Consider the following 20250-nt stretch of genomic DNA (forward strand, 5'->3'; position numbering starts at 1 on the left):
GTGAGGAGGTCGTGATGAGCTCAGAGGTTCTGCCGTTCCGCGCACGCCCGTACGCGCCCGAGCTGTGCTTCGCCACGATCCACGGGCACCGCCGTGCCTATCGGATCGGCGGCAGCGGCCCCGCCGTTCTGCTCCTGCACGGGATCGGCGACAACTCGCTGGTCTGGGATCCGGTCATGGCGCGACTGACGGACCGATTCACCGTGATCGCCCCGGACCTGCTGGGACACGGCCTGTCCGACCGCCCGCGCGCGGACTACTCGGTGGCGGCCTTCGCCAACGGCGTCCGCGATCTCCTCTGCTACCTGGGTATCGACCACGTCTCCCTGGTCGGCCACTCGCTGGGCGGCGGCGTCGCGGGCCAGTTCGCGTACCAGTACCCGGAGATGGTCGATCGGGTCGCCTTCGTCGCGCCGGGCGGCGTCGATCACCACGTCGCGCCACTGCTGCGCCTGCTGTCGCTGCCGCTGGCCGAACAGCTCGTCGCACTCACCGCACTCCCGGGAGCCAAGGAGTTCCTCGCGACGGCACTGCTCGCCGCGGCGGCGGTGCCCAATCCGGTCCGCTCCGACGCGGTGCAGCTGCGCCGCGCCCTCGACCGGATGCCGAACACCGCCTCTCCGCACGCCTTCACGCGCACCCTCCGTTCCGTCGTCGACCTGCGCGGCCAGGTGGTCACGATGCGCGACCGCTGCTACCTGACGGCCGAGGTGCCGACCCTGATCGCCTGGGGCGCGGACGATTCGATCATTCCGGCCGCGCACGCCGAGGTGCTGCGGGAGGCCCTCCCTGCGGCGCGCGTCGAGATCTTCGACGGTGTCGGCCACTTCCCCATGACGGAGGCGCCGGACCGCTTCCTCGCGCTGCTCACCGACTTCCTGACATCGACCGCTCCGGCCCGGCTCGCGCGGACGCATCTGCGCGACGGCCTGCGCACGGCGGCGGGGGTCACCGTCGACGCGCCCGCGCAGGAGCTGGGCTGAGCAGCCACGATGACGGGCCGTAGAATGAGATGAGTGAACCTCACCGACCTGCTCCCGGCCGATCCGACGGCCGACGCGGTCTTCGAGGCCTTCGTCGACTGGACCGACTCGCGCGGCATCGAGCTCTACCCCGCGCAGGAGGAGGCCCTCATCGCGGCGTGTTCCGGTGCGAACGTCATCGTGGCGACGCCGACGGGGTCCGGCAAGTCCCTGGTGGCGATGGGCGCCCAGTTCGCCGCCCTCGCGCAGGGTCGCCGGACCTACTACACGGCGCCGATCAAGGCTCTGGTCAGCGAGAAGTTCTTCGCGCTGTGCGAGGTCTTCGGCACGGAGAACGTCGGCATGGTCACCGGCGACGCCGCCGTGAACGCCGACGCGCCGATCGTGTGCGCCACCGCGGAGATCGTCGCGAACCTCGCGCTGCGCGAGGGCGCGGACTCCGACATCGCACAGGTCGTGATGGACGAGTTCCACTACTACTCCGAGCCCGATCGCGGCTGGGCGTGGCAGGTGCCGTTGATCGAGCTGCCGCACGCACAGTTCGTGCTCATGTCCGCCACACTGGGCGACACCTCCTTCTTCGAGGAGGACCTCACGCGCCGCACGGGCCGGGAGACGGTGCTGGTGGCGGGCGCGGAACGCCCGGTGCCGCTCCACTTCTCCTATTCGACTTCCGCGGTCCAGGACCAGATCGTCGAGCTCGTGACCACGCACCAGGCCCCGGTCTACGTCGTGCACTTCACCCAGCAGGCCGCGGCGGAGCGGGCGCAGGCGCTGATGTCACTGCCCTTGGCGTCCAAGGAGCGCAAGGCGGAGATCGCCGAGGCGCTCGGGGACTTCCAGTTCACCACCGGCTTCGGCAAGACGCTCTCGCGCCTCATCCGGTCCGGGATCGGCGTGCACCACGCGGGCATGCTCCCCCGCTACCGCAGGCTCGTGGAGAAGCTGGCGCAGGAGGGCCTCCTGCAGGTGATCTGCGGCACCGACACGCTCGGCGTCGGCATCAACGTACCCATCCGCACCGTCTACCTGACCGGGCTCACCAAATTCGACGGTAACCGCACCCGCCACCTGCGAGCACGCGAATTCCACCAGATCGCGGGCCGCGCAGGGCGCGCCGGATTCGACACGATGGGCACCGTCGTCGTGGCGGCGCCGGACCACGAGATCGAGAACGCGCGCCGCGAGGCGAAGGCGGGCGGCGATCCGGCCAAGCTCAAGCGCGTGCAGCGCCGCAAGCCGCCGGAGGGCTTCGTCTCCTGGGGCAAGGCAACCTTCGAGAAGCTCGTCGCGGCGGATCCGGAACCGCTGACCTCGCGGTTCTCCGTGACCAATTCGATGCTGCTCAACGTGATCGCGCGGCCGAGCAATTGCTTCGAGTCGATGCGGCACCTCCTGGAGGACAACCACGAGTCGCGGCGCAACCAACTGCGGCACATCCGGACCGCGATCACCCTGTTCCGCGGCCTGCAGTCGGGCGGGGTCGTGGAGAAGCTGGACACCCCGGACGAGTTCGGCCGGCACGTCCGGCTCACCGTCGACCTGCAGCCCGATTTCGCCTTGAACCAGCCCCTGGCCCCGTTCGCCCTGGCTGCGTTGGAGCTTCTCGACCCCGAGGAGCCCGACTACGCGCTCGACGTGATCTCGGTGATCGAATCCGTCCTCGACGATCCGCGGCCGGTACTGCGGGCGCAGCAGAACGCTGCGCGCGGCGCGGCCGTGGCGGAGATGAAGGCCGACGGGATCGACTACGACGAGCGGATGGCGCTGCTCGAGGACGTCACCTACCCGAAGCCCCTCGAGGACGTGCTAGTCCCCGCATTCGCGACCTACGCCGCGGGGCACGCATGGGTGACGCAGTTCGAGCTGTCCCCGAAGTCGGTGGTGCGCGAGATGATCGAGCGCGCCATGACCTTCAACGACCTGGTCTCGAAGTACCAGCTGGGGCGGTCCGAGGGCGCGGTGCTGCGGTACCTCTCGGACGCCTTCAAGACGCTGCGGCACACCGTCCCGGAGGCGGCGCGTACACCCGAGCTCGAGGATTACATCGCGTGGCTCGGCGCGCTGGTGCGCTACGTCGACAGCTCGCTCGTCGACGAGTGGGAGGAGATGACCTCGCCCGACCCGGTGAAGGCCCACGCCTCCGCGCCGGAGATCGGACGCTCCACGTCGCTCACCTCCGACGAGCGCGCCTTCGCGGTCATGGTGCGCAACACGATGTTCCGCCGCGTGCAACTCGTCGCCGAGGAGGAGTACGACCTGCTCGACGCGATGGACCCCGGCGTCGACTGGTACGCCGCGTTCGACGACTACTACGAGGAGTACGACGACATCCTCACGGGCGCGGACGCCCGTGGGCCGCAACTGTTCTCGCTCGACACGTCGATGCCGCGGGCCTGGAGGGTGAGGCAGACCATCGCCGACCCCGACGGCGATCACGGATGGGCGATCACCGCCGTCGTGGACCTGCCCGCGTCCGACGAGCGCGGGGACGTGGTGCTCGTGGACGTGGCGGTCGTCGCGGGCTGACTCAGCCGCGCACCGCCGCGTCGAGTCCGGCGAGCGACTCGTCGAGGTACGCGGGCGGGAACGGGGGCATCGCGCCGACGAAGTCGCGGAAGGACTGAGGGGTGTCGGTCCAGTCGTAGGTCAGCGTGACCTCCGTCCCCTCCCCCGACGGCGCCAGGTCGTACCGCCACCACCAACCGCCGGCCTGCCACTGCCCCTCACGGCTGGTTCCGGGCAGCCAGCCGATGGTGCGGCCGGGAACGAACTCGGTGACCTTGTTCTCCATCACGTAGTGGCCGCCCGCCTGCTGGAGATACATGTTCACCGAGAACATCTGCCCGACATGATCGAGCGGGGCGGCGTCGACGGCGTCGCGGACCCAGTCCGTGGGCTCGATGTCCTGGTGACTCGCAGGATCGGCGAGGACGGCGAAGACCCGCTCGGGGCTCGCTGCGATGACGCGGGTGGTGGACAGTCGCTCCGACATGATGACTCACTCTCTCCGGGATCTCCACGACGCACGTCGGCCGCGTACGCCATGTTCACAGCGTACACATTTGCCTGCGTGAGCGCACCGGTTCGAGGGAACCGCGGATCAACTCGCCGACACGGTCTTCACAGTCTCCGCCGCCGACGCGCTCCCGGACTCCTGCGCCGCGCCCCGCGACGTCGCTGACGTCGCCCCCGTCGCCTCCGCAGCCGCCGCCGGACTTCCCGCCGACGCCGCCTCCGTCGCCGTCGAGCCGGACGCCGAGGACTGCGGCGCACTCGCCGCGGACGTACCGGCCGGGGTGGACTCGGCGGAGGCCTGCGAGGAGGAGGCCCGTGCCGTGGTCGGCGCAGTAGGCGCCGCCGCGTCGGACGACGTCGCCGCGGGGCTCGGCGCCGGCTCCACCGTCGGGGAATCCGATCCGGACGCCGAGGAGCGCACCGGGGTGACACCGGACGGCGCGGTCGCGGCTTCCGGGGTCGCGCCGGACAGCGCCGCGGACGACGTGCGCACGGTCTCCGCACCGGACACGGACGAGCCGGGGAGCACCTGCGCCGCGGCGCGATCCGCGCCGGGCTCGGCACCGTCGGACGCGGCCACGTCGGTGCGCGCCGCCGTCACCGTCGCGACGGCGGGGCGGAAGACGTCGGCGACGACCTTCTGCACGGCGGCGATCGTGTCCTCGACGGCGATCAGCACGATCCTGGTGGCGGTCTCGAGGCTGTTCCGCACGAAGTACACGGCGCGCTCGATCGGCCCGGGGTTCAGGGCCCGGGGGTCGACGCCGGTGCGTACGACGGTGCCGTCCGCCCGGGTGATCTCGAAGTAGCCGATGACGGGCTCGTGGTCGGACACCGGGTTCGACCCCGCGACCGGGATCTGCACCCAGCGCACCGCCGCGCCCCCCGTGGTGCCGACGTAGTCGAGGGTGTCCCGGTACCCCTTGTAGCCCTGGTTCGCGACCAACCTGTTCGTCACGGAGTCGTAGGTGAAGGGCAGCGCGCCCGGGTCGAACAGGGTGATCCCGCTCCGTGCGACGAGCTGCTCGAATTCGGAAAGGCCCTGCCCGTCGGGACGCTTCTTGCCCGCGAAGTACTCCGTGTTGAAGTCGCCGCCGTAGATCACGGGAGCGCCCTCGGCGGCGAAGGTGTCGACGAATCGCCGCAGTTCAGCGGCCTGCTTCATCCGGATCTCATGGGTGCGCGAGGCGCGGTCGTTGATGGTGTCGTCGGCCTGCGTGTGCATGGCGACCACCCAGAACTGCTGGCCGTCCTTCTCGATGCGCGCCATCACCGCGCCCTTGTTGGCGAACATGTCCGGCGCGAGCGGCGCGTAGTTCGTGTAGACGTACTGCTCGGACTGCGCGATCGGGTACTTGCTCACCACCGCGACGCCACCGTTGACCGACCACAGCGCGTCACTGCAGGCTCCGTACACACCGGCGCAGCTCTCTCCCAGGCGCGGCGTCTGGTAGGTGTACCCCTGCTCCTTGAGACCGTCCAGGATCGCGCGGCCCGCGGTCCCGTTGACCTCGCTGAGCAGCAGGACGTCGGCTCCGCTGGCGGCCAGCTGGTCGATCGATGCGCGGACCCGGGCGTCGGAATCGGCCTGGGTCCCCGAGACCGTGTTGAGGATGTTCGGCAGCTGGTACATGTTCCAGGCCTGGACCTTGACCTCGACGGGAGCCGTCGGCGCGGGTGCCGCCGGCACCGTCGTCGGCTGCACGGCGGGCGGCGTCGGGGTCGCTCCCGCCGCGGGACCGGCGGTCATCGCCCCGATCCCCGCAATCGCCATCACCGCGACCGCCGTCGCCCCGAATCCGTTGTACTTCGCCATGCGCCCGACCTTCTCCCGTGTGCGATTCCACAGGGGATTAAACCGGACGAACCGCACACGTGCCGCCTCAACGGATGAACGGCGTGCGGACGAACAGTGACGGCACGACTCACTCCCGACGCGCACGCTCCTCGCGCAGCGACTTCACCCGACGCTCCTCCCGGAGGACCACCTGGTAGCCGGCGCGCTCGGTGACCAGCCACTCCGGGTTCTCCGCGATGAGCGCGTCGATCTGCTCGGTGGTCAGCGCCTCATCGATGCCGCCGCGGGCGAGCCCGGAGATCGAGACGCCGAGCTTGGCCGCCACGAGGTTCTTCGGATGCGGGCCGTTCTTGCGCAGGTCCTTGAGCCATTGGGGCGGATCCGCCTGCAGCGCCGCGAGATCCTCCCGCGTGATCGTCCCCTTCTGGAAGTCCTCGGGGGTCGCGGGCAGGTACACGTCCAGCTTCTTCGCCGCGGTCGCCGGTTTCATGGACTGGGTGTTCTGCCTGCTCATGAGTGTCAGCCTATCGGTAACCTCCCAGGGGTGACCTCCTCGCTCCCGCCGGGCCTGCGGCTCGGCTACGTCCCCGGTGCCACCCCCGCCAAGTGGGCCCGCATCTGGAGCGAGCGGCACCCGGACATCCGTCTCGACCTCGTGCCGGTCGCGGCGTCCGAGGCCGCGGAATCGGTGCGTGCGGGCACCGTCGACCTGGCGCTCCTACGCCTGCCTGCCGAGACCGTGGGACTCGCGACCATTACTCTGTACGAGGAGCAGGTGGTGGCGGTGGTGCCGAAGGAGCACCACGTGGTGGCCGCGGACGAGATCACCACGCCGGATCTCGCGGACGAGCCCACGATCACGCCCCTCGACGACACGCTGCACTGGACCACGGCGCCCGGCACGCCGATCGAGCACCGCCCGGAGACCACCGAAGCCGCGGTCGAACTCGTCGCGGCCGGGTTGGGCGCGCTCCTGGTGCCGCAGTCCCTCGCACGCCTGCACCACCGTCGGGACCTCACCTACCGCCCCGTCACGGACGCGCCAGCCTCCCCCGTCGTGCTCGCCGTCCCCGAGGGCGAGCAGACCGAGGAGGTCGCGGAGTTCATCGGGATCGTCCGCGGCCGCAAGGCGGGATCCTCGCGCGGGCGGTCCGAACCGGCACCCAAACGCACGGCGCGGGAGAAGACGCTCGCGAAGCAGGCCGCGCGGGCCGCGGCGGGAAAGAAAGCCACGCCGTCGAAGGGGAAGCCCGTCAAGCGGCCCCGCCGCTGACTCAGGCCTGCGCGGCGAGCCATTCGTCGACCGTGACCACCTCGGCCTGGCGCGGGAAGACCTTGCGCATGAGCACCCGGTGCACCTCGGGATCGTGATCGGCGCAGGCGTCGAACAGCACGGTGAGGCCGTAGTCGAGATCACCGGCGTAGCGCACCGTCGACAGGACGACGCCGCTGGTCGAGATCCCGGCGAGCACCAGGTGATCGGCCTGCAGGCCGCGCAGGACCACGTCCAGATCGCTACCGCTGAACGCGCTGAAGCGCCGCTTGATCACGACCGGCTCGCCCGGCAGGGGCGCCACCGCGGGGACGATCGCGGTGAGCGGCGAGACCTCGGTCATCGCGTCGCCGCCCTCGCGGATCATCGCGAAAGCGCGGTTCGTGGGCGGGATCTCGGGGTAGTCGGGCCGGAAGGCGACGCGCACGTGGACGACCGGGACACCCCGGTCGCGCGCGGCGGAGAGAGCGCGCGCGGCGGCGTCGAGCGCGGCGGCACCGGCACGCTCGGCACCGTCGACGATGCCCTTCTGGAAGTCCATGAGAACGAGGACGGTACGAGACGAGGCCATGCGTCCAGGCTAGCGCTCAGCGCAGGGCGTCGAGGTCCAGCCTGACGTCGAAGGGCTCCGACGTTTCGACGGCGCCTGTGTACGAGGATGATTCGTACGCGCCGTCGACGAGTGTGAGCATCTCAAGGCGCACGCAATCGCCGTCGAGATCAACGATCCAGTAGTGCGGGATGCCCGCTTCCGCGTACTCGTGGCGCTTCATGACCAGGTCGGTGCGGCGGGTGCCGGGCGAGAGGACCTCGACCACGAGGACGACCTTCTCCGCGTGGATGGGGTTGCGCGTGCCGGCGCGGAGCACCGCCACGTCCGGGGCACGAACCGTCGCCGGAGTGCGCGCCTCGATGATCACATCGACTTCTGGAACCACGTCGAACTCCGCGGGCGCTGCGGCATCGAGGGCAGCCGCAACGCGCAGAGCAGCACGTTGATGCCCGAACATCGGTTTCGGTGACACAATCAGGACCCCCTCCTGAAGCTCCGCGTGCGACGACGAGTCCTCCCCCAAGGCGTCCCACTCCTCCAGCGAAAGGAGGTGTGGGCGGGTCGCAGCGGTCATGTCGGCCATGCTACGCCGGATTCTGCGATGTCACAGAGGTGATTCGGCGGCGGAGCGCGCGATCTCGGCGAGGCGGGTGAAACCCTCGGTCTTCGCGCTGGAGGCCCGGTACGCGAGGCCGATCCGACGGCCCGGGGCGGGTGCCGCGAACCGGGCCGTCGCCAGGTCCGTGCCGCGCAGTTCGACGGCGACCGCCGGCTCGGGCAGCAGCGTCACGCCGAGCCCTCCCGAAACGCACTGCACGATCGTCGCGAGCGAGGCGGCGCGGGTGTCGCCCATCACGCCGACGCCGGCCTCCGCCTGGCGGCACAGATCGAGCGCCTGGTCGCGCAGGCAGTGCCCTTCGTCCAGCAGGAGCAGCGGCAGGCCCGCGAGATCATCGGCGGTGAGGTCGTCACGTCCGGCGAGCGGATGGCCCGGGGGCACGACGAGCACGAACTCCTCGTCGTACAGAGGGATCTCGGCGATGGACGCGCTGAGCACCGGCAGCGCGAGGAAGGCCGCGTCGATCCGGCCGGACCGGAGGGCGTCGAGCAGGCGCGCCGTCTGATCCTCCACGACCGTCACCGTGAGGTCGTCCACTTGCGCACGCAGCTGCGGCAGCAGCCGCGGCAGCCGGTAGGGGGCCACCGTCGGGATCATCCCCAGCCGCAGGGAGCCGCGGAGCTCCCCGGTGAGGCCGGCCGCGGAACTGACCAGTTCCGCGGCGGAGGCGACGATCCCCGACGCCTGCTCCAGCAGTGCCATCCCGGCTTCGGTGATGAGCACCTTGCGCGTGCTGCGCTCCACCAGCTGCACTCCCAGCCCCGCCTCGAGCGACGCGAGCGCCTGCGACAGCGACGGCTGGCTCACACCGAGCGAGGTCGCCGCGGTGCCGAAGTGGCGCGAGCGCGCCACCGCGACGAAAGCGCGCAGCTGCGCGAGGGTCGGCTGATAGGGCTGATCGGACATACCTATGAGTTTAGTGCTCCTCATCGAATCGGCCTTTGCACTACCGTCGCGTGCGCGCTTCCCCGGGAGGGCTACGATCAGCGACTGCAATCGGGAAGGTGCCTCTGTGAAGACCGTTCGTTTCGTCGCCCGGACGCTGGCGCTCACGCTGCTCCTCGCCGGTGCGGTGGCCGCGATCACGTCGATGATGCCGCGCACGGCGGACGCCGCCGCGTTCTCCGCCGCGCTAGAGCGCGGGGACGTCGTCGCGGTCGAGCTGCCGGCCTCCTCGGGAAACGCCTCCGGCGCGCAGACCTTCGACGGCCTGTGGGCGACGGGGCCGTACGACTGGCACCGCGGTCAGCTCGGCGCCGCAACGACGGAGGGCGACCTCCGCGCGCTGCTATCGGCGCACGGCGTCGACGTCAGGAGGGCCGACGACGACTCGCTGATCTCGTGGCCGTTCGCAGTCCCCACCTGGCTCGGGTTCGTGGTCACCGCGACCTGGCTGGCGACCTTCGTCGCGATGGTCGCCTCGCCGCCGGTGTACGGCAACCGGTGGGCCTGGTTCTGGCTCTTCACGATCGGACAGGTCGGCGCCCTCGCCTACCTCGTGCTGGAGCCCGTCCCCCTGCATCGGGCGCTCGCGCCCAGCACTCCGGAGCTCATCGAACCGGCGCGCGAGCGCTGGACCGGACCGCAGGGCTGCCTCGCGTCGCCGTTCGTCGCCATCGCGGCGGCCATGGCCGCATCGGTTCTCGGGTGGGCCCTGAACGCCGTCCTGTCCTGACCGGTCAGGGCCGCCAGGAGCCCGCCTCCTGGCGGGTCGCGTGGTTCACCCGGTTCCAGAGGTTGATCTGCCCGATGGCGAGGACGAGGGCGGCCAGCTGCGCCGCGTCGAACTCGTCCGCTGCGGCGTCCCACAGCTCGTCGGGCAGCGCGTCGGGGTTGCCGGCGAGTGCCGTCAGCTGCTCGGTCATCTCCAGCGCGATGCGCTCGGCGTCGGAGAAGTAGGGCGTGTGCCGCCACGCGCCGACGGCGAAGAGCTTGTCGTCGGAGGCGCCGTGCTTGCGGGCCATGCGCCAGTGCCCGTCGAGGCAGGTGCTGCAGCTGTTGAGCTGGCTCGCGCGCATGTTCACCAGCTCGAGCAGCTCGGGTGAGAGGCCCGAGGCGGCCACCGCCTCACCCAGTTTCGTCAGCGCGTCCATCGCACCGGGAAGGGTGAAGGCGGGGTTCATCATCCGTGCGGTCATCGTGGTCTCCTTCGTCTGTCACACTCGGGGCGATCACCCCGTCACCTCCATGACGGATCGACGACGGAGGATGTGACAGATGGATCTCGACGACTTCGAAGCGGCGCGCCCGCGGCTCATCGCGGTGGCCACCCGGATGCTCGGCTCGGCCGCCGACGCGGAGGACGCGGTGCAGGAGGCGTGGCTGCGCGCCGACCGGGCCGACGGGGACGGCACCGTCGACAACCCGACCGCGTGGCTGACCACCGTGGTCTCCCGCATCTGTCTCGACCGGCTGCGCTCCCTCCGGGACACCGACACGCTGGACGACGTGGATCCCGCCGACCCCGCTCCCGCTCCGGACGAGCAGGTGCAGCTCGCGGAGTCCGTCGGCGCCGCGATGGGTGCGGTGCTCGACGACCTCGCGCCGGCCGAGCGCGTGGCCTTCGTGCTGCACGACGTCTTCGCCGTCCCCTTCGACGACGTGGCGGCGGTCCTCGGGAAGAGCCCTGCGGCGACGCGTCAGCTGGCCAGTCGCGCCCGCCGACGGGTCGCCGGGGCACCCCGGCCGGACGCCGCGCGGGCGAGCGCGGTTCGCGCCTTCCTCGCGGCCTCGCGCGACGGCGACTTCACGGCCCTCGTCGAGCTCCTCGACCCGGACGCAGTGTTCCGCACCCGTACCGACGACGCGGCCCCGACGGTGCTCGCCGGCGCGCCCGCGATCGCGGAGGCCTTCCTGTTCAAGGCGAAGACCGCGCTGGTGGCGCTGGTGGACGGGGTGCTCGGCTACACCGTCCGCCTCCCCGGAGCATCCGGCTACCTGCTGCTCGGCGACGTGACCTTCACCGACGACGGCCGCATCGCGGCGCTGGACGTCACGCTGCGCGCCGACGAGGTGGCGGGCAGCGAGGTCGTCCCGCTCTGACCCGGGAACGACGGTGCCCGCCCCTCGAGAGCGAGGGACGGGCACCGTCGGACGCGAGGACCTAGTGGTCGATGGCCTTCTCGACACCGACACCGGTGAGTGAGCGGACCTCCATCTCGACCGCCTTGTCGGCGAGATCCTCATCGGGCTTGCCGAAGATCGTGCCCACGATCGCGAGCCCGAAGCCGATCGGGATCGACACCAGGCCGGGGTTCTCGAGCGGGAACCAGTGGAAGTCGAGCGACTTGAACATCGACGTCGACTTCCCCGAGACCGCGGGCGAGAAGACGATCAGCACGATCGCCGAGACGAGGCCGCCGTACATCGACAGCACCGCGCCCGTGGTGTTGAACTTCCGCCAGAACAGCGAGAACAGGATCGTCGGCAGGTTCGCCGACGCCGCGACCGCGAACGCCAGCGCCACCAGGAAGGCGATGTTCTGGCCCATCGCGCCGATGCCGAGGATGATCGACAGGATGCCGATCACGACCACGGTGATCCGCGAGACGCGCACCTGCGACTCCTCCGAGGCCTTTCCGTGTTTGATCACGCCGTTGTAGATGTCGTGCGCGAGGCTGGCCGACGCGGTGATCGCGAGGCCGGCGACGACGGCGAGGATGGTCGCGAACGCGACCGCCGAGATGACCGCCATGAGGAGCGTGCCGCCGAGCGAGAACGCCAGCAGCGGGGCCGCGGAGTTGACGCCGCCCGGCGCCTTGGCGATGACGTCGGCCCCGACGTAGGCGGCGGCACCGAAGCCCAGCACCAGGGTGAAGATGTAGAACGCGCCGATCAGGCCGATCGCCCAGGTGACCGAGCGTCGCGCCTCCTTCGCGGTGGGCACGGTGTAGAAGCGCATCAGCACGTGCGGCAGGCCCGCAGTGCCGAGTACCAACGCGAGCGCCAAGGAGATGAAGTCCAGCTTGGTGGTGCCGGTCTTGCCGTACTTGAGTCCGGGCTCGATGATCTTCTCGCCGACGGCCTCCTTGGCGCCGGTCTTGGCGTTGGTGACGGTGCCGTCCATCGCCTTCTGCAGCAGCTCGGAGAAGTTGCCCTTCACCGCTGCGAGCACCATGAGCGTCATGAGCAGCGCGCCGCCGACGAGCAGGACGGCCTTGACCATCTGCACGTAGGTGGTGCCCTTCATGCCGCCGACGAGGACGTAGACGATCATCAGGACGCCGACCACGGCCACGACGACCGCCTGGCCGGTGTGGCCCTTGATGTTGAGCAGCAGGGAGACGAGGCCGCCCGCGCCCGCCATCTGCGCGATCAGGTAGAACAGCGACACGGTGAGGGTCGCGAGCGCGGCCGCCATGCGGACCGGGCGCTGTTTGAGCCGGAAGCTGAGGACGTCGGCCATGGTGAACTTGCCGACGTTGCGCAGCCGCTCCGCGACGAGCAGTAGGGCCACGAGCCACGCGACGAGGAAGCCGATCGAGTACAGGAAGCCGTCGTAGCCCTGCACCGCGATCGCACCGCAGATGCCGAGGAAGCTGGCCGCGGAGAGGTAGTCGCCGGCGATGGCGAAGCCGTTCTGCGGGCCGGTGAACGTGGCGCCGCCCGTGTAGAAGTCGGTGGCCTTCTTGGTGGTGCGACTGGCCTTGATCACCAGGCCCATCGTGAGGCCGATGAAGAGGACGAAGATGAGGATGTTGAGCGCGGTCGAACCGACCTGTTCGCCCACCCCGATCGTGCGCGGATCGAATGCGAGGAGATCGGTCACTTGCCCGCCTCCCCCGCCTTCAGCTCGCCCTCGATGTGCTCACGCAGCTCGGTGGCCATCGGGTCGATGGTGGTGTTCGCGAACCGGACGTACGCCCAGGTGATCGCGAAGGTGGTGACGAACTGCCCGAGCCCCATCACCAGCGCGACGTTGATGTTGCCGAACAGCTTCTGGCTCATGAAGTCGTGCGCGTAGGTGGCCAACAGCACGTACAGCACGTACCAGGTCAGGAACGCGACGGAGATCGGGATGACGAAGCGCGCCAACCGACTCCGGAGTTCGTGGAATTCCTTGCTGTCGTAGGCGCGCCGATAGACCGCAGCCGTATCCTCATCGTTCACAGCCGAAAGTGTGGCATGCGCCACAACTTCTGCGGGATTGATTGGTCAACAAATCGCAATGCAACCCTCTGCAACCCGCCACCATCGGATCCCGCGCCGAGGTCACGGCGCCCCGTGGATCAGGCGTCGAGGGCGCGGCGCGTGGCGGCGGCGATCTCGGCGACCTGCTCGTCCGTCGTGATCAGCGCCGGCGAGTACTGGAGCGTGCCCAAGCCGGCCGCTCGGCCGGAGACGCCCTGCGCCCGCAGCTTCTTCACCATCGCCATGGCCTCGCCCGGCTCGTGGAGCTGCACGCCCGCGACGGCGCCGACGCCGCCCCGGACGTCCTTGACCTTCGGATGATCGGCGAGCGTGGACAACTCGCGCAGCAGCGTGTCCTGCAGGCGCAGTGCCTCCGCCACCAGGTTCTCCCGCTCCATGATGTCGAGGACCGCCATCGACGCCGCGGCAGCGGCCGCATGCCCGCCGTAGGTGTAGCCGTGCCGCCACCACACTCCGCCCGAATAGAAGGGCTCGGCGACGTGCGGCGCCACGAACAGGGCGCCCATCGGAACGTAGCCGCTGGTGAGCCCCTTGGCCGTGGTCATCAGGTCGGGCTGGAGGTCGAACCGGCTCGAGGCGAACCAGGCACCGCCGATGCGACCGAAGCCGGTGATGACCTCGTCGGCGATGAACAGGACGTCGTGCTCGCGGCAGATGTCACGCACCTCGCGCAGATACCCCTCCGGCGGAGGCAGGATGCCACCGGCGCCGATCACCGGCTCCGCGACGAAGGCGGCGATCGCCTCCGCGCCGACCCGCTCGATGAGCCCCAGCAGCTCCTTGGCGTCGTCCCAGGCCACCGTCGCGGTGTCGTCGAAGAGCACGCCGCCGTAGCCCTCCGCGTTGACCGGGATGCCGCCCAGGCTGGTCCCGCCCACGTGCATGCCGTGGTAGGCGTTCGAGCGGCCGACGATCAGCTTCTTCTCCGGCCGGCCCTTCTCCTGCCAGTACCGCCGGGCGAGCTTGATGGCGGAATCGACCGAGTCCGATCCGCCGGAGGTGAAGAAGATCTTGCTGTCCGGGACCGGGGCGATCGACTGCAGACGGTTCGCCAGCGCCACCGTGGTGTCCGTGGCCGCGTCACCGAAGCCGGTCACGTGCGCGACCTTGAGCAGCTGGTCGCGCACCGCGTCGGCGACCTCGGCACGGCCGTGGCCGACGTTGGCGAACCAGAGACCGGCCGTCGCGTCGAGGTAGCGATTGCCGTCGGCGTCGAAGACGTGTGCTCCCTCGCCGCGGGCGAAGACGAAGGCGCCGTCGCGCTGCACGGCCCCCATGTCCGCGAAGCCGTGCCAGAGTGCCGATGAGGTCGTGGGTCCCTGTCCGCTCATAGGCCTAAAATAGAGCAAATGACTGAGCACGAGACGCGCACCGTACGACGAGGCGCAGACGAGGCGCAGCCCCGCCCCTCCGCGAAGCGCGATCTGTACGCCGCGCTCGGCACCGATTCCGCGCCCGCCGTCACCCTGCGCGACGAGGCCCGCCTGCGGGCGAAGCTGAAGCGCGCGAAGGACGCCGACCTGCCGCGCGTCGCACGCGACATCGCCGCCGCGCGTGAGCGCTTCGCCGTCCGCAAGGCGGCGGTCCCGGCGATCGTCTACCCCGAGAACCTTCCGGTGAGCGCCCGCCGCGACGAGATCGCGAAAGCCATCGCCGAGAACCAGGTGATCATCCTCGCGGGCGAGACGGGCTCGGGGAAGACCACGCAGTTGCCGAAGATCTGCCTCGAACTCGGCCGCGGCGTGCGCGGGATGATCGGCCACACCCAGCCCCGCCGGCTGGCCGCGCGCAGCGTCGCGGAGCGGATCGCCGAGGAGACGAAGACGGAGCTGGGCGAGGCCGTCGGATACGCGGTCCGGTTCACCGACAAGGTCTCGCCCAAGACCTCGGTGAAGTTGATGACCGACGGCATCCTGCTCCGCGAGCTCACCCGCGACCGGCTGCTGCGCGACTACGACACGATCATCATCGACGAGGCCCACGAGCGCAGCCTCAACATCGACTTCCTGCTCGGCTACCTACGGCAGATCCTCCCCCGTCGCCCCGATCTCAAGGTGATCGTCACCTCCGCCACCATCGAGCCGGATCGGTTCGCCGCCCACTTCGCGCGGCCCGACGGTACGCCCGCCCCCGTCATCGAGGTCAGCGGACGCACCTACCCCGTCGAGATCCGGTACCGCCCACTGGGGGACCTGACCGACGACGGGGACGAGCCCGCCGACCAGGTGACCGGCATCGTGCACGCCGTGGACGAGCTCTCCCGCGAAGCGCCGGGCGACGTGCTCGTCTTCCTCTCCGGCGAGCGGGAGATCCGCGACGCCGCCGAGGCACTACAGGCCCGTGTCCGCCCCGGCACCGAGATCCTGCCGCTGTACGCACGTCTGTCCTCCGCGGAGCAGCACCGCGTCTTCGCCCCGCACACCGGGCGACGGATCGTGCTCTCCACCAACGTGGCCGAGACGTCGCTGACGGTGCCCGGCATCAAGTACGTGGTCGACACCGGCACCGCGCGCATCTCGCGGTACTCGCTGCGCACCAAGGTCCAGCGGCTGCCGATCGAGCCCGTCTCCCAGGCGTCGGCCCAGCAGCGGTCGGGCCGGTGCGGCCGCACCTCGGACGGCATAGCGATCCGCCTCTACTCCGAGGACGACTTCGACGCCCGGCCGCTGTACACCGATCCCGAGATCCTGCGCACCAACCTGGCCTCGGTCATCCTCTCGATGACGGCGCTGGAGCTCGGCGAGGTCTCCGCCTTCCCGTTCGTGCAGCCGCCCGACGAACGCGCCGTGCGGGACGGCACCGCCCTGCTCGAGGAACTGGGGGCGCTCGAGGTCGCCAAGGAGGGCCACAAACGGCTCACCGCCGTCGGCCGCCAACTCGCCGACCTTCCGGTGGACCCGCGGATGGCCCGGATGCTGGTCGCGGCGCGCGAGTTCGGTGTCCTTCCCGAGGTGCTCGTCATCGTCGCAGGCCTGTCCATCCAGGACGTGCGGGAGCGGCCCGCGGAGCACCGTCAGGCCGCGGACGCGCAGCACGCCCGCTTCGCCGCCCCCACCTCGGACTTCCTGTCGTACCTCAATCTCTGGCGCCACCTCGGCGACCGCCGGGCGGAGCTCAGTTCGAGCGCCTTCCGGCGCGAATGCCAACGGGAGTTCCTGCACTACGTGCGCATCCGGGAATGGCAGGACCTCCAGGGCCAGCTGCGCCAGATCTGCCGGGACCTGGGATGGAAGGTGGACTCGCTGGGCCGGGAACCCGCCCCGTCGCCCGACCTGATCCACCAGGCCATGCTCTCCGGACTCCTGTCGCAGATCGGCCTGCGCGAACCGGACGGCAGGGAGTTCCTGGGGGCGCGGGGCGCCAAGTTCCTCGTCTTCCCCGGCTCCGCGCTGTCGAAGAAGCCACCACGGTTCGTGATGGCGGGAGAACTGGTGGAGACCTCGCGGCTCTTCGCGCGCACCGTCGCGAAGATCGAACCCGAATGGGCGGAGAAGCTGGCCGGTCCCCTCGCGAAGCGTCACTACTCCGAGCCGCACTGGTCCACCAAGCGGGAGGCGGTGCTCGCGAAGGAGCGGGTGACCCTGTTCGGCGTGCCGCTCGTGGCCGACCGCACGGTGAACTTCGGTCGCATCGATCCCGTGGCCGCCCGCGAGATCTTCCTGCGGCACGCACTGGTCCAGGGCGAATGGCGCACGCGCCACGCCTTCTTCGCGCGCAACCGGGCCCTGCTCGACGACGCCGAGTACCTCGAGGACAAGGCGCGGCGCCGCGACATCGTGGTCGACGAGGACGGCCTCTTCGACTTCTACGACCGGCGGGTTCCGGAGGGCATCGTCTCCGCACGGCACTTCGACTCGTGGTGGAAGAAGGCCTCACGGACCGAACCCGCCCTGCTCGATTTCACCGAGGACGACCTCCTCTCGGACGGTGCCGCGGAGATCACCGCGGACGCCTACCCGACGTCGTGGCTGCAGGGCCGGATCGAGGTGCCGCTGAAGTACCGTTTCGAGCCCGGTGCCACCGACGACGGCGTGACCGCGCGGATCCCCGTGCGCGACTTGGCGACGGTGCGCGCCGACGGCTTCGAGTGGCTGGTTCCGGCGATGCGCGAGGAACTGGCGATCGCGCTGATCAAGTCGCTGCCGAAACAGCTGCGCCGCGAGGTCGTGCCCGCACCCGACTTCGCCGCCGCGGCGCTGGCCCGGCTCACGCCGCGCGCCGAGCCCCTCGTGGAGGGCCTCGCCCGCGAGCTGACGCAGCTGTCCGGCGCCGTGATCCGCGCCGCCGATTTCTCCCCCGGCTCCGTTCCGGATCACTTGCGCGTCACCTTCACCGTGGTCGGCGACGACGGCCGTGAACTCGGTTCCGGCAAAGACCTCGACGCACTCAAGCGCGCGCTCGGCGCCGCCGTGCAGGAGGACCTGTCGAACCGCGCGGGCGATTATGAGCGCGCACCGGCCAAGCAGTGGACCGCGGAGACGCTCGGCGACGTGCCGCGCACCGTCGACACGGAGATCCGCGGCAGCCGGGTGACCGGCTTCGGCACGCTCTATCCCGACGGCGACCGTGCCGGCGTGAAGGTCGTGGCGACGCAGGCGCAGCAGCGGGCGTTGATGGGCGCGGGCCTGGACGTGCTGCTCGCGAACGTGCTCCCGGCGGCACACAAGTCGGTGCTGCAGTCGGTGGGGCAGCGGGAACGGCTCGCCCTTTCGCAGAGCCCGTACGCGACGCCGATGGACCTCGTCGCCGATTGCCGGCGGCGGGCGATCACCGATCTGCGCACCCGGGCGGGCCTGGCCTGGACGCCCGACGACTTCGCCGTCCTCGCCGCGACGGTGCGGACCGGTCTGGGCAGCGAGGTGCAGCAGGACTTCGCCAATGCGGCCGCGGCGGTGGCGACCGCCACCGAGGTGCGCGGTGCCATCGCCGCGGCACCGTCCGCGCTCCGGGACGCCGCGGACGACATCGCGGAGCAGCTCGACGCGCTGCTGTTCCCGGGCTTCGTCGCCGCGACACCCGGGGTACACCTGCAGCACCTGCCCCGGTACGTGGCGGGGGCCGCCGCTCGGTGGGCGGCGCTCCCCGGTGCGATCGACCGGGACGACCGTGGCATGGCCACGCTCGACCGCGTCTACGGCGCTCTCACCGCGAAGTTGGACACACTGCCGGAGCACCGTCGGGATGCGGGGCTCGAGCAGGTGCACTGGCTGATCGAGGAACTCCGGGTGAGCCTGTTCGCCCAGTCGCTGGGAACCGTCGGCTCGGTGTCGGAGAAGAAGGTGCTCGCCGCGATCGCGGCGCTGGCCTGACGGCCTCCGCGCGGCCTACGCCGCGTCGGTGGGGTCCGCCGCGGCCGCACGCGTACGCAGATCGCGGATGGCCGCTTCGAAGTCCTCGATGGACGAGAAGCCCTGGTAGACGGAGGCGAAGCGCAAGTAGGCGACCTCGTCCAGGTCGCGCAGCGGACCGAGGATGGCGAGGCCGACCTCGTTCGCGGGCACCTCGGCCACGCCCATCGCGCGGATCGTCTCCTCCACCTGCTGCGCGAGCTTGTGCAGGTCGTCCTCCGCGACGTCCCGCCCCTGGCACGCCCGGCGCACGCCCTTGACGACCTTCTCGCGACTGAAGGGCTCGGTGACCCCGTTCCGCTTCACGACGGCCATCACCGCGCTCTCCACAGTGGTGAAGCGCCGCCCGCACTCGTTGCAGGAGCGCCGCCGGCGGATGCCCTGCCCGTCGTCGAAGACACGCGAATCGACCACACGGGTGTCCTCGTTCTTGCAGAACGGGCAATACATGGGTCCACCTCCCGCGCGGCTGCGCTCGGCCTTCCGGCGGGGCAACTGCAGCACGGTGGCCCCTGCCACCGCCGTACCCCGCGATCTCGTCTTCGAGACTACTCGGCGGGGGAACGGCACCACGTTGTCGAGGTGCGCCTCACGCCCGCGCTGCCGGGAATCCACTATCGCCATACGGATGGTCATCTGCTTCTCCTTCGCGAGGGTCGGGCTGTCAGTACCGCGGGGTGACGAGGGTCTGCCCGGCGTGCACCCGGCCGTCCTGCAGACCGTTGATCTCGCTGATCTCCGCAATCACCGCGGCAGGAGCACGATCGGGCGCGATCTCGCGGGCGACCTGCTCGAGGCTCTGGCCGGTCCGCACGGTGACGATCGAGGTGAGCGCGGGCTGCGCGGCCCCCGCCGGGGCGGACTCCGCCTGCGGCGCACCGCCGAAGAGCACCAGCAGCGTGACGAAGACGCCGGCCGCGAACAGCACGCAGGCCGCGATCGACGGCCCCGGAGCACGCCGCGCGCAACCGCCGGCGCGCGAGACCCCTCGGGGCGCACGCCGGGCAGCCGAACGCACGCCCGGGCGTTCGACGGTGCGCCGAGCGGATCCGCGAGCGCCGGTCACGCGGACCGCGGTGGCGTCCGTTCGAATCCCGCCCTCGGCGGACTCGTTCGACGACGTGATCGAAGCCGGGACGGACTCGGAGGTACGGCTGCGCGCGAGCCGCGGCGAGACCCCGCGGGCACGCGTGGCGCTCCGCCGATCCGCGGCGGCGGAACCGTGCCGCGCCAGCGCGGGGGCCGCGGCGGTGGCGCCCTGTACTGCGGTGATGACGTCTCGATCGATGATCGCGGTCATGGTCTCTCCTGTGGTCGGTAGCGGTTCCTTCTCGCTCACCCACAGGTCTATCGGAGGGGACTGACAAGTTTTCAATCCAGCCCCACCAGTCACACCGAAGTGCGTGCAAGTGTTCGAGAGAACTTCTGTTCGATTTCTACCACACCCTCCGAGCGAGCGGAAGACACGCGGCGAAAATTCTCGAACAGATGTTTGTCAGCCTGTTCG

At 70.5% G+C, this 20250-nt stretch carries 18 protein-coding genes; 6 read left to right on the forward strand and 12 right to left on the reverse strand.

Annotated features, from left to right (window positions below):
• Window positions 1-14 precede the first annotated feature (14 nt).
• Window positions 15-983, forward strand: a complete 969-nt coding sequence (locus tag FK268_RS07515) for an alpha/beta fold hydrolase (protein ID WP_146432734.1) — start codon at window positions 15-17, stop codon at window positions 981-983.
• 33 nt (window positions 984-1016) lie between these two features.
• Window positions 1017-3512 (forward strand): DEAD/DEAH box helicase, encoded by a 2496-nt coding sequence (locus FK268_RS07520; protein WP_146432735.1) that lies wholly within the window; start codon window positions 1017-1019, stop codon window positions 3510-3512.
• A gap of 1 nt (window position 3513) precedes the next feature.
• Here FK268_RS07520 and FK268_RS07525 read toward each other — a convergent pair whose 3' ends face one another.
• The 3 genes from FK268_RS07525 to FK268_RS07535 form a co-directional block, all read right to left on the reverse strand.
• Window positions 3514-3978: an SRPBCC family protein gene (locus tag FK268_RS07525; RefSeq protein ID WP_146432737.1), complete on the reverse strand. Its 465-nt coding sequence runs from the start codon at window positions 3976-3978 to the stop codon at window positions 3514-3516.
• Window positions 3979-4086: 108 nt separating this feature from the next.
• Window positions 4087-5817 (reverse strand): sphingomyelin phosphodiesterase, encoded by a 1731-nt coding sequence (locus FK268_RS07530; RefSeq protein WP_146432739.1) that lies wholly within the window; start codon window positions 5815-5817, stop codon window positions 4087-4089.
• A gap of 109 nt (window positions 5818-5926) precedes the next feature.
• Window positions 5927-6313, reverse strand: a complete 387-nt coding sequence (locus FK268_RS07535) for a DUF5997 family protein (RefSeq protein ID WP_146432741.1) — start codon at window positions 6311-6313, stop codon at window positions 5927-5929.
• A 30-nt stretch (window positions 6314-6343) separates the two neighbouring features.
• On the opposite strand from FK268_RS07535, the gene FK268_RS07540 reads away from it, so the two are divergent.
• The gene (locus tag FK268_RS07540; protein ID WP_146432743.1) at window positions 6344-7072 is read left to right on the forward strand and encodes a LysR family transcriptional regulator substrate-binding protein; all 729 of its coding nucleotides are present in this window, start codon (window positions 6344-6346) and stop codon (window positions 7070-7072) included.
• A 1-nt stretch (window position 7073) separates the two neighbouring features.
• Here the strand turns inward: FK268_RS07540 and FK268_RS07545 are convergent, their stop codons facing one another.
• From FK268_RS07545 to FK268_RS07555, 3 genes are read right to left on the reverse strand one after another with little or no spacing between them, the layout of a single operon-like run.
• Window positions 7074-7643 (reverse strand): cysteine hydrolase family protein, encoded by a 570-nt coding sequence (locus tag FK268_RS07545; protein WP_146432745.1) that lies wholly within the window; start codon window positions 7641-7643, stop codon window positions 7074-7076.
• Between the two features lie 16 nt (window positions 7644-7659).
• The gene (locus FK268_RS07550) at window positions 7660-8208 is read right to left on the reverse strand and encodes a Uma2 family endonuclease (protein WP_205124460.1); all 549 of its coding nucleotides are present in this window, start codon (window positions 8206-8208) and stop codon (window positions 7660-7662) included.
• Between the two features lie 21 nt (window positions 8209-8229).
• A complete protein-coding gene (locus FK268_RS07555; protein ID WP_146432747.1) occupies window positions 8230-9150 on the reverse strand; it encodes a hydrogen peroxide-inducible genes activator in 921 nt (306 codons plus the stop codon).
• A 106-nt stretch (window positions 9151-9256) separates the two neighbouring features.
• Here FK268_RS07555 and FK268_RS07560 point away from each other — a divergent pair, with 106 nt between their 5' ends.
• A complete protein-coding gene (locus FK268_RS07560) occupies window positions 9257-9919 on the forward strand; it encodes a hypothetical protein (RefSeq protein ID WP_146432749.1) in 663 nt (220 codons plus the stop codon).
• Window positions 9920-9923: 4 nt separating this feature from the next.
• Here the strand turns inward: FK268_RS07560 and FK268_RS07565 are convergent, their stop codons facing one another.
• On the reverse strand, window positions 9924-10382 hold the full coding sequence (locus FK268_RS07565) for a carboxymuconolactone decarboxylase family protein (protein ID WP_146432751.1): 459 nt from the start codon (window positions 10380-10382) through the stop codon (window positions 9924-9926).
• A gap of 79 nt (window positions 10383-10461) precedes the next feature.
• Here FK268_RS07565 and FK268_RS07570 point away from each other — a divergent pair, with 79 nt between their 5' ends.
• Complete coding sequence (locus FK268_RS07570; protein WP_146432753.1) at window positions 10462-11286, forward strand: sigma-70 family RNA polymerase sigma factor; 825 nt, start codon at window positions 10462-10464, stop codon at window positions 11284-11286.
• Window positions 11287-11347: 61 nt separating this feature from the next.
• On the opposite strand, the gene FK268_RS07575 is transcribed toward FK268_RS07570, so the two are convergent.
• From FK268_RS07575 to FK268_RS07585, 3 genes are all read right to left on the reverse strand, one after another.
• A complete protein-coding gene (locus FK268_RS07575) occupies window positions 11348-13012 on the reverse strand; it encodes a monocarboxylic acid transporter (RefSeq protein WP_193560249.1) in 1665 nt (554 codons plus the stop codon).
• Window positions 13009-13353 carry a DUF485 domain-containing protein gene (locus tag FK268_RS07580; protein WP_146432755.1) on the reverse strand — a complete coding sequence of 115 codons (345 nt, stop codon included), beginning with the start codon at window positions 13351-13353 and terminating at the stop codon, window positions 13009-13011. Before FK268_RS07580 ends, FK268_RS07575 begins: the two co-directional genes overlap by 4 nt.
• A 119-nt stretch (window positions 13354-13472) precedes the next feature.
• Window positions 13473-14726, reverse strand: a complete 1254-nt coding sequence (locus FK268_RS07585) for an aminotransferase family protein (RefSeq protein ID WP_146432757.1) — start codon at window positions 14724-14726, stop codon at window positions 13473-13475.
• A gap of 18 nt (window positions 14727-14744) precedes the next feature.
• Between FK268_RS07585 and hrpA the strand changes: the two genes are divergently transcribed.
• Window positions 14745-18704, forward strand: coding sequence for an ATP-dependent RNA helicase HrpA (gene hrpA, locus FK268_RS07590; protein ID WP_146432759.1), 3960 nt, complete (start codon window positions 14745-14747; stop codon window positions 18702-18704).
• Between the two features lie 15 nt (window positions 18705-18719).
• Here the strand turns inward: hrpA and nrdR are convergent, their stop codons facing one another.
• Complete coding sequence (gene nrdR / locus FK268_RS07595; protein WP_068525039.1) at window positions 18720-19193, reverse strand: transcriptional regulator NrdR; 474 nt, start codon at window positions 19191-19193, stop codon at window positions 18720-18722.
• A gap of 214 nt (window positions 19194-19407) precedes the next feature.
• Window positions 19408-20043 carry a hypothetical protein gene (locus FK268_RS07600; protein WP_146432761.1) on the reverse strand — a complete coding sequence of 212 codons (636 nt, stop codon included), beginning with the start codon at window positions 20041-20043 and terminating at the stop codon, window positions 19408-19410.
• Window positions 20044-20250 lie beyond the last annotated feature (207 nt).

The organism is Tsukamurella sputi, assembly GCF_007858445.1.
Lineage (GTDB): Bacteria > Actinomycetota > Actinomycetes > Mycobacteriales > Mycobacteriaceae > Tsukamurella > Tsukamurella sputi.

Excerpts from the sequence above, each read along its gene's own strand:
- FK268_RS07550 (WP_205124460.1), bottom strand. The coding sequence starts at position 8,208 with ATGGCCGACATGACCGCTGCGACCCGCCCACACCTCCTTTCGCTGGAG.
- FK268_RS07535 (WP_146432741.1), bottom strand. The coding sequence starts at position 6,313 with ATGAGCAGGCAGAACACCCAGTCCATGAAACCGGCGACCGCGGCGAAG.
- FK268_RS07570 (WP_146432753.1), top strand. The coding sequence starts at position 10,462 with ATGGATCTCGACGACTTCGAAGCGGCGCGCCCGCGGCTCATCGCGGTG.
- hrpA (WP_146432759.1), top strand. The coding sequence starts at position 14,745 with ATGACTGAGCACGAGACGCGCACCGTACGACGAGGCGCAGACGAGGCG.
- FK268_RS07585 (WP_146432757.1), bottom strand. The coding sequence starts at position 14,726 with ATGAGCGGACAGGGACCCACGACCTCATCGGCACTCTGGCACGGCTTC.
- FK268_RS07600 (WP_146432761.1), bottom strand. The coding sequence starts at position 20,043 with ATGACCGCGATCATCGATCGAGACGTCATCACCGCAGTACAGGGCGCC.
- FK268_RS07530 (WP_146432739.1), bottom strand. The coding sequence starts at position 5,817 with ATGGCGAAGTACAACGGATTCGGGGCGACGGCGGTCGCGGTGATGGCG.
- FK268_RS07525 (WP_146432737.1), bottom strand. The coding sequence starts at position 3,978 with ATGTCGGAGCGACTGTCCACCACCCGCGTCATCGCAGCGAGCCCCGAG.
- FK268_RS07545 (WP_146432745.1), bottom strand. The coding sequence starts at position 7,643 with ATGGCCTCGTCTCGTACCGTCCTCGTTCTCATGGACTTCCAGAAGGGC.
- FK268_RS07555 (WP_146432747.1), bottom strand. The coding sequence starts at position 9,150 with ATGTCCGATCAGCCCTATCAGCCGACCCTCGCGCAGCTGCGCGCTTTC.
- FK268_RS07515 (WP_146432734.1), top strand. The coding sequence starts at position 15 with ATGAGCTCAGAGGTTCTGCCGTTCCGCGCACGCCCGTACGCGCCCGAG.
- nrdR (WP_068525039.1), bottom strand. The coding sequence starts at position 19,193 with ATGTATTGCCCGTTCTGCAAGAACGAGGACACCCGTGTGGTCGATTCG.
- FK268_RS07565 (WP_146432751.1), bottom strand. The coding sequence starts at position 10,382 with ATGACCGCACGGATGATGAACCCCGCCTTCACCCTTCCCGGTGCGATG.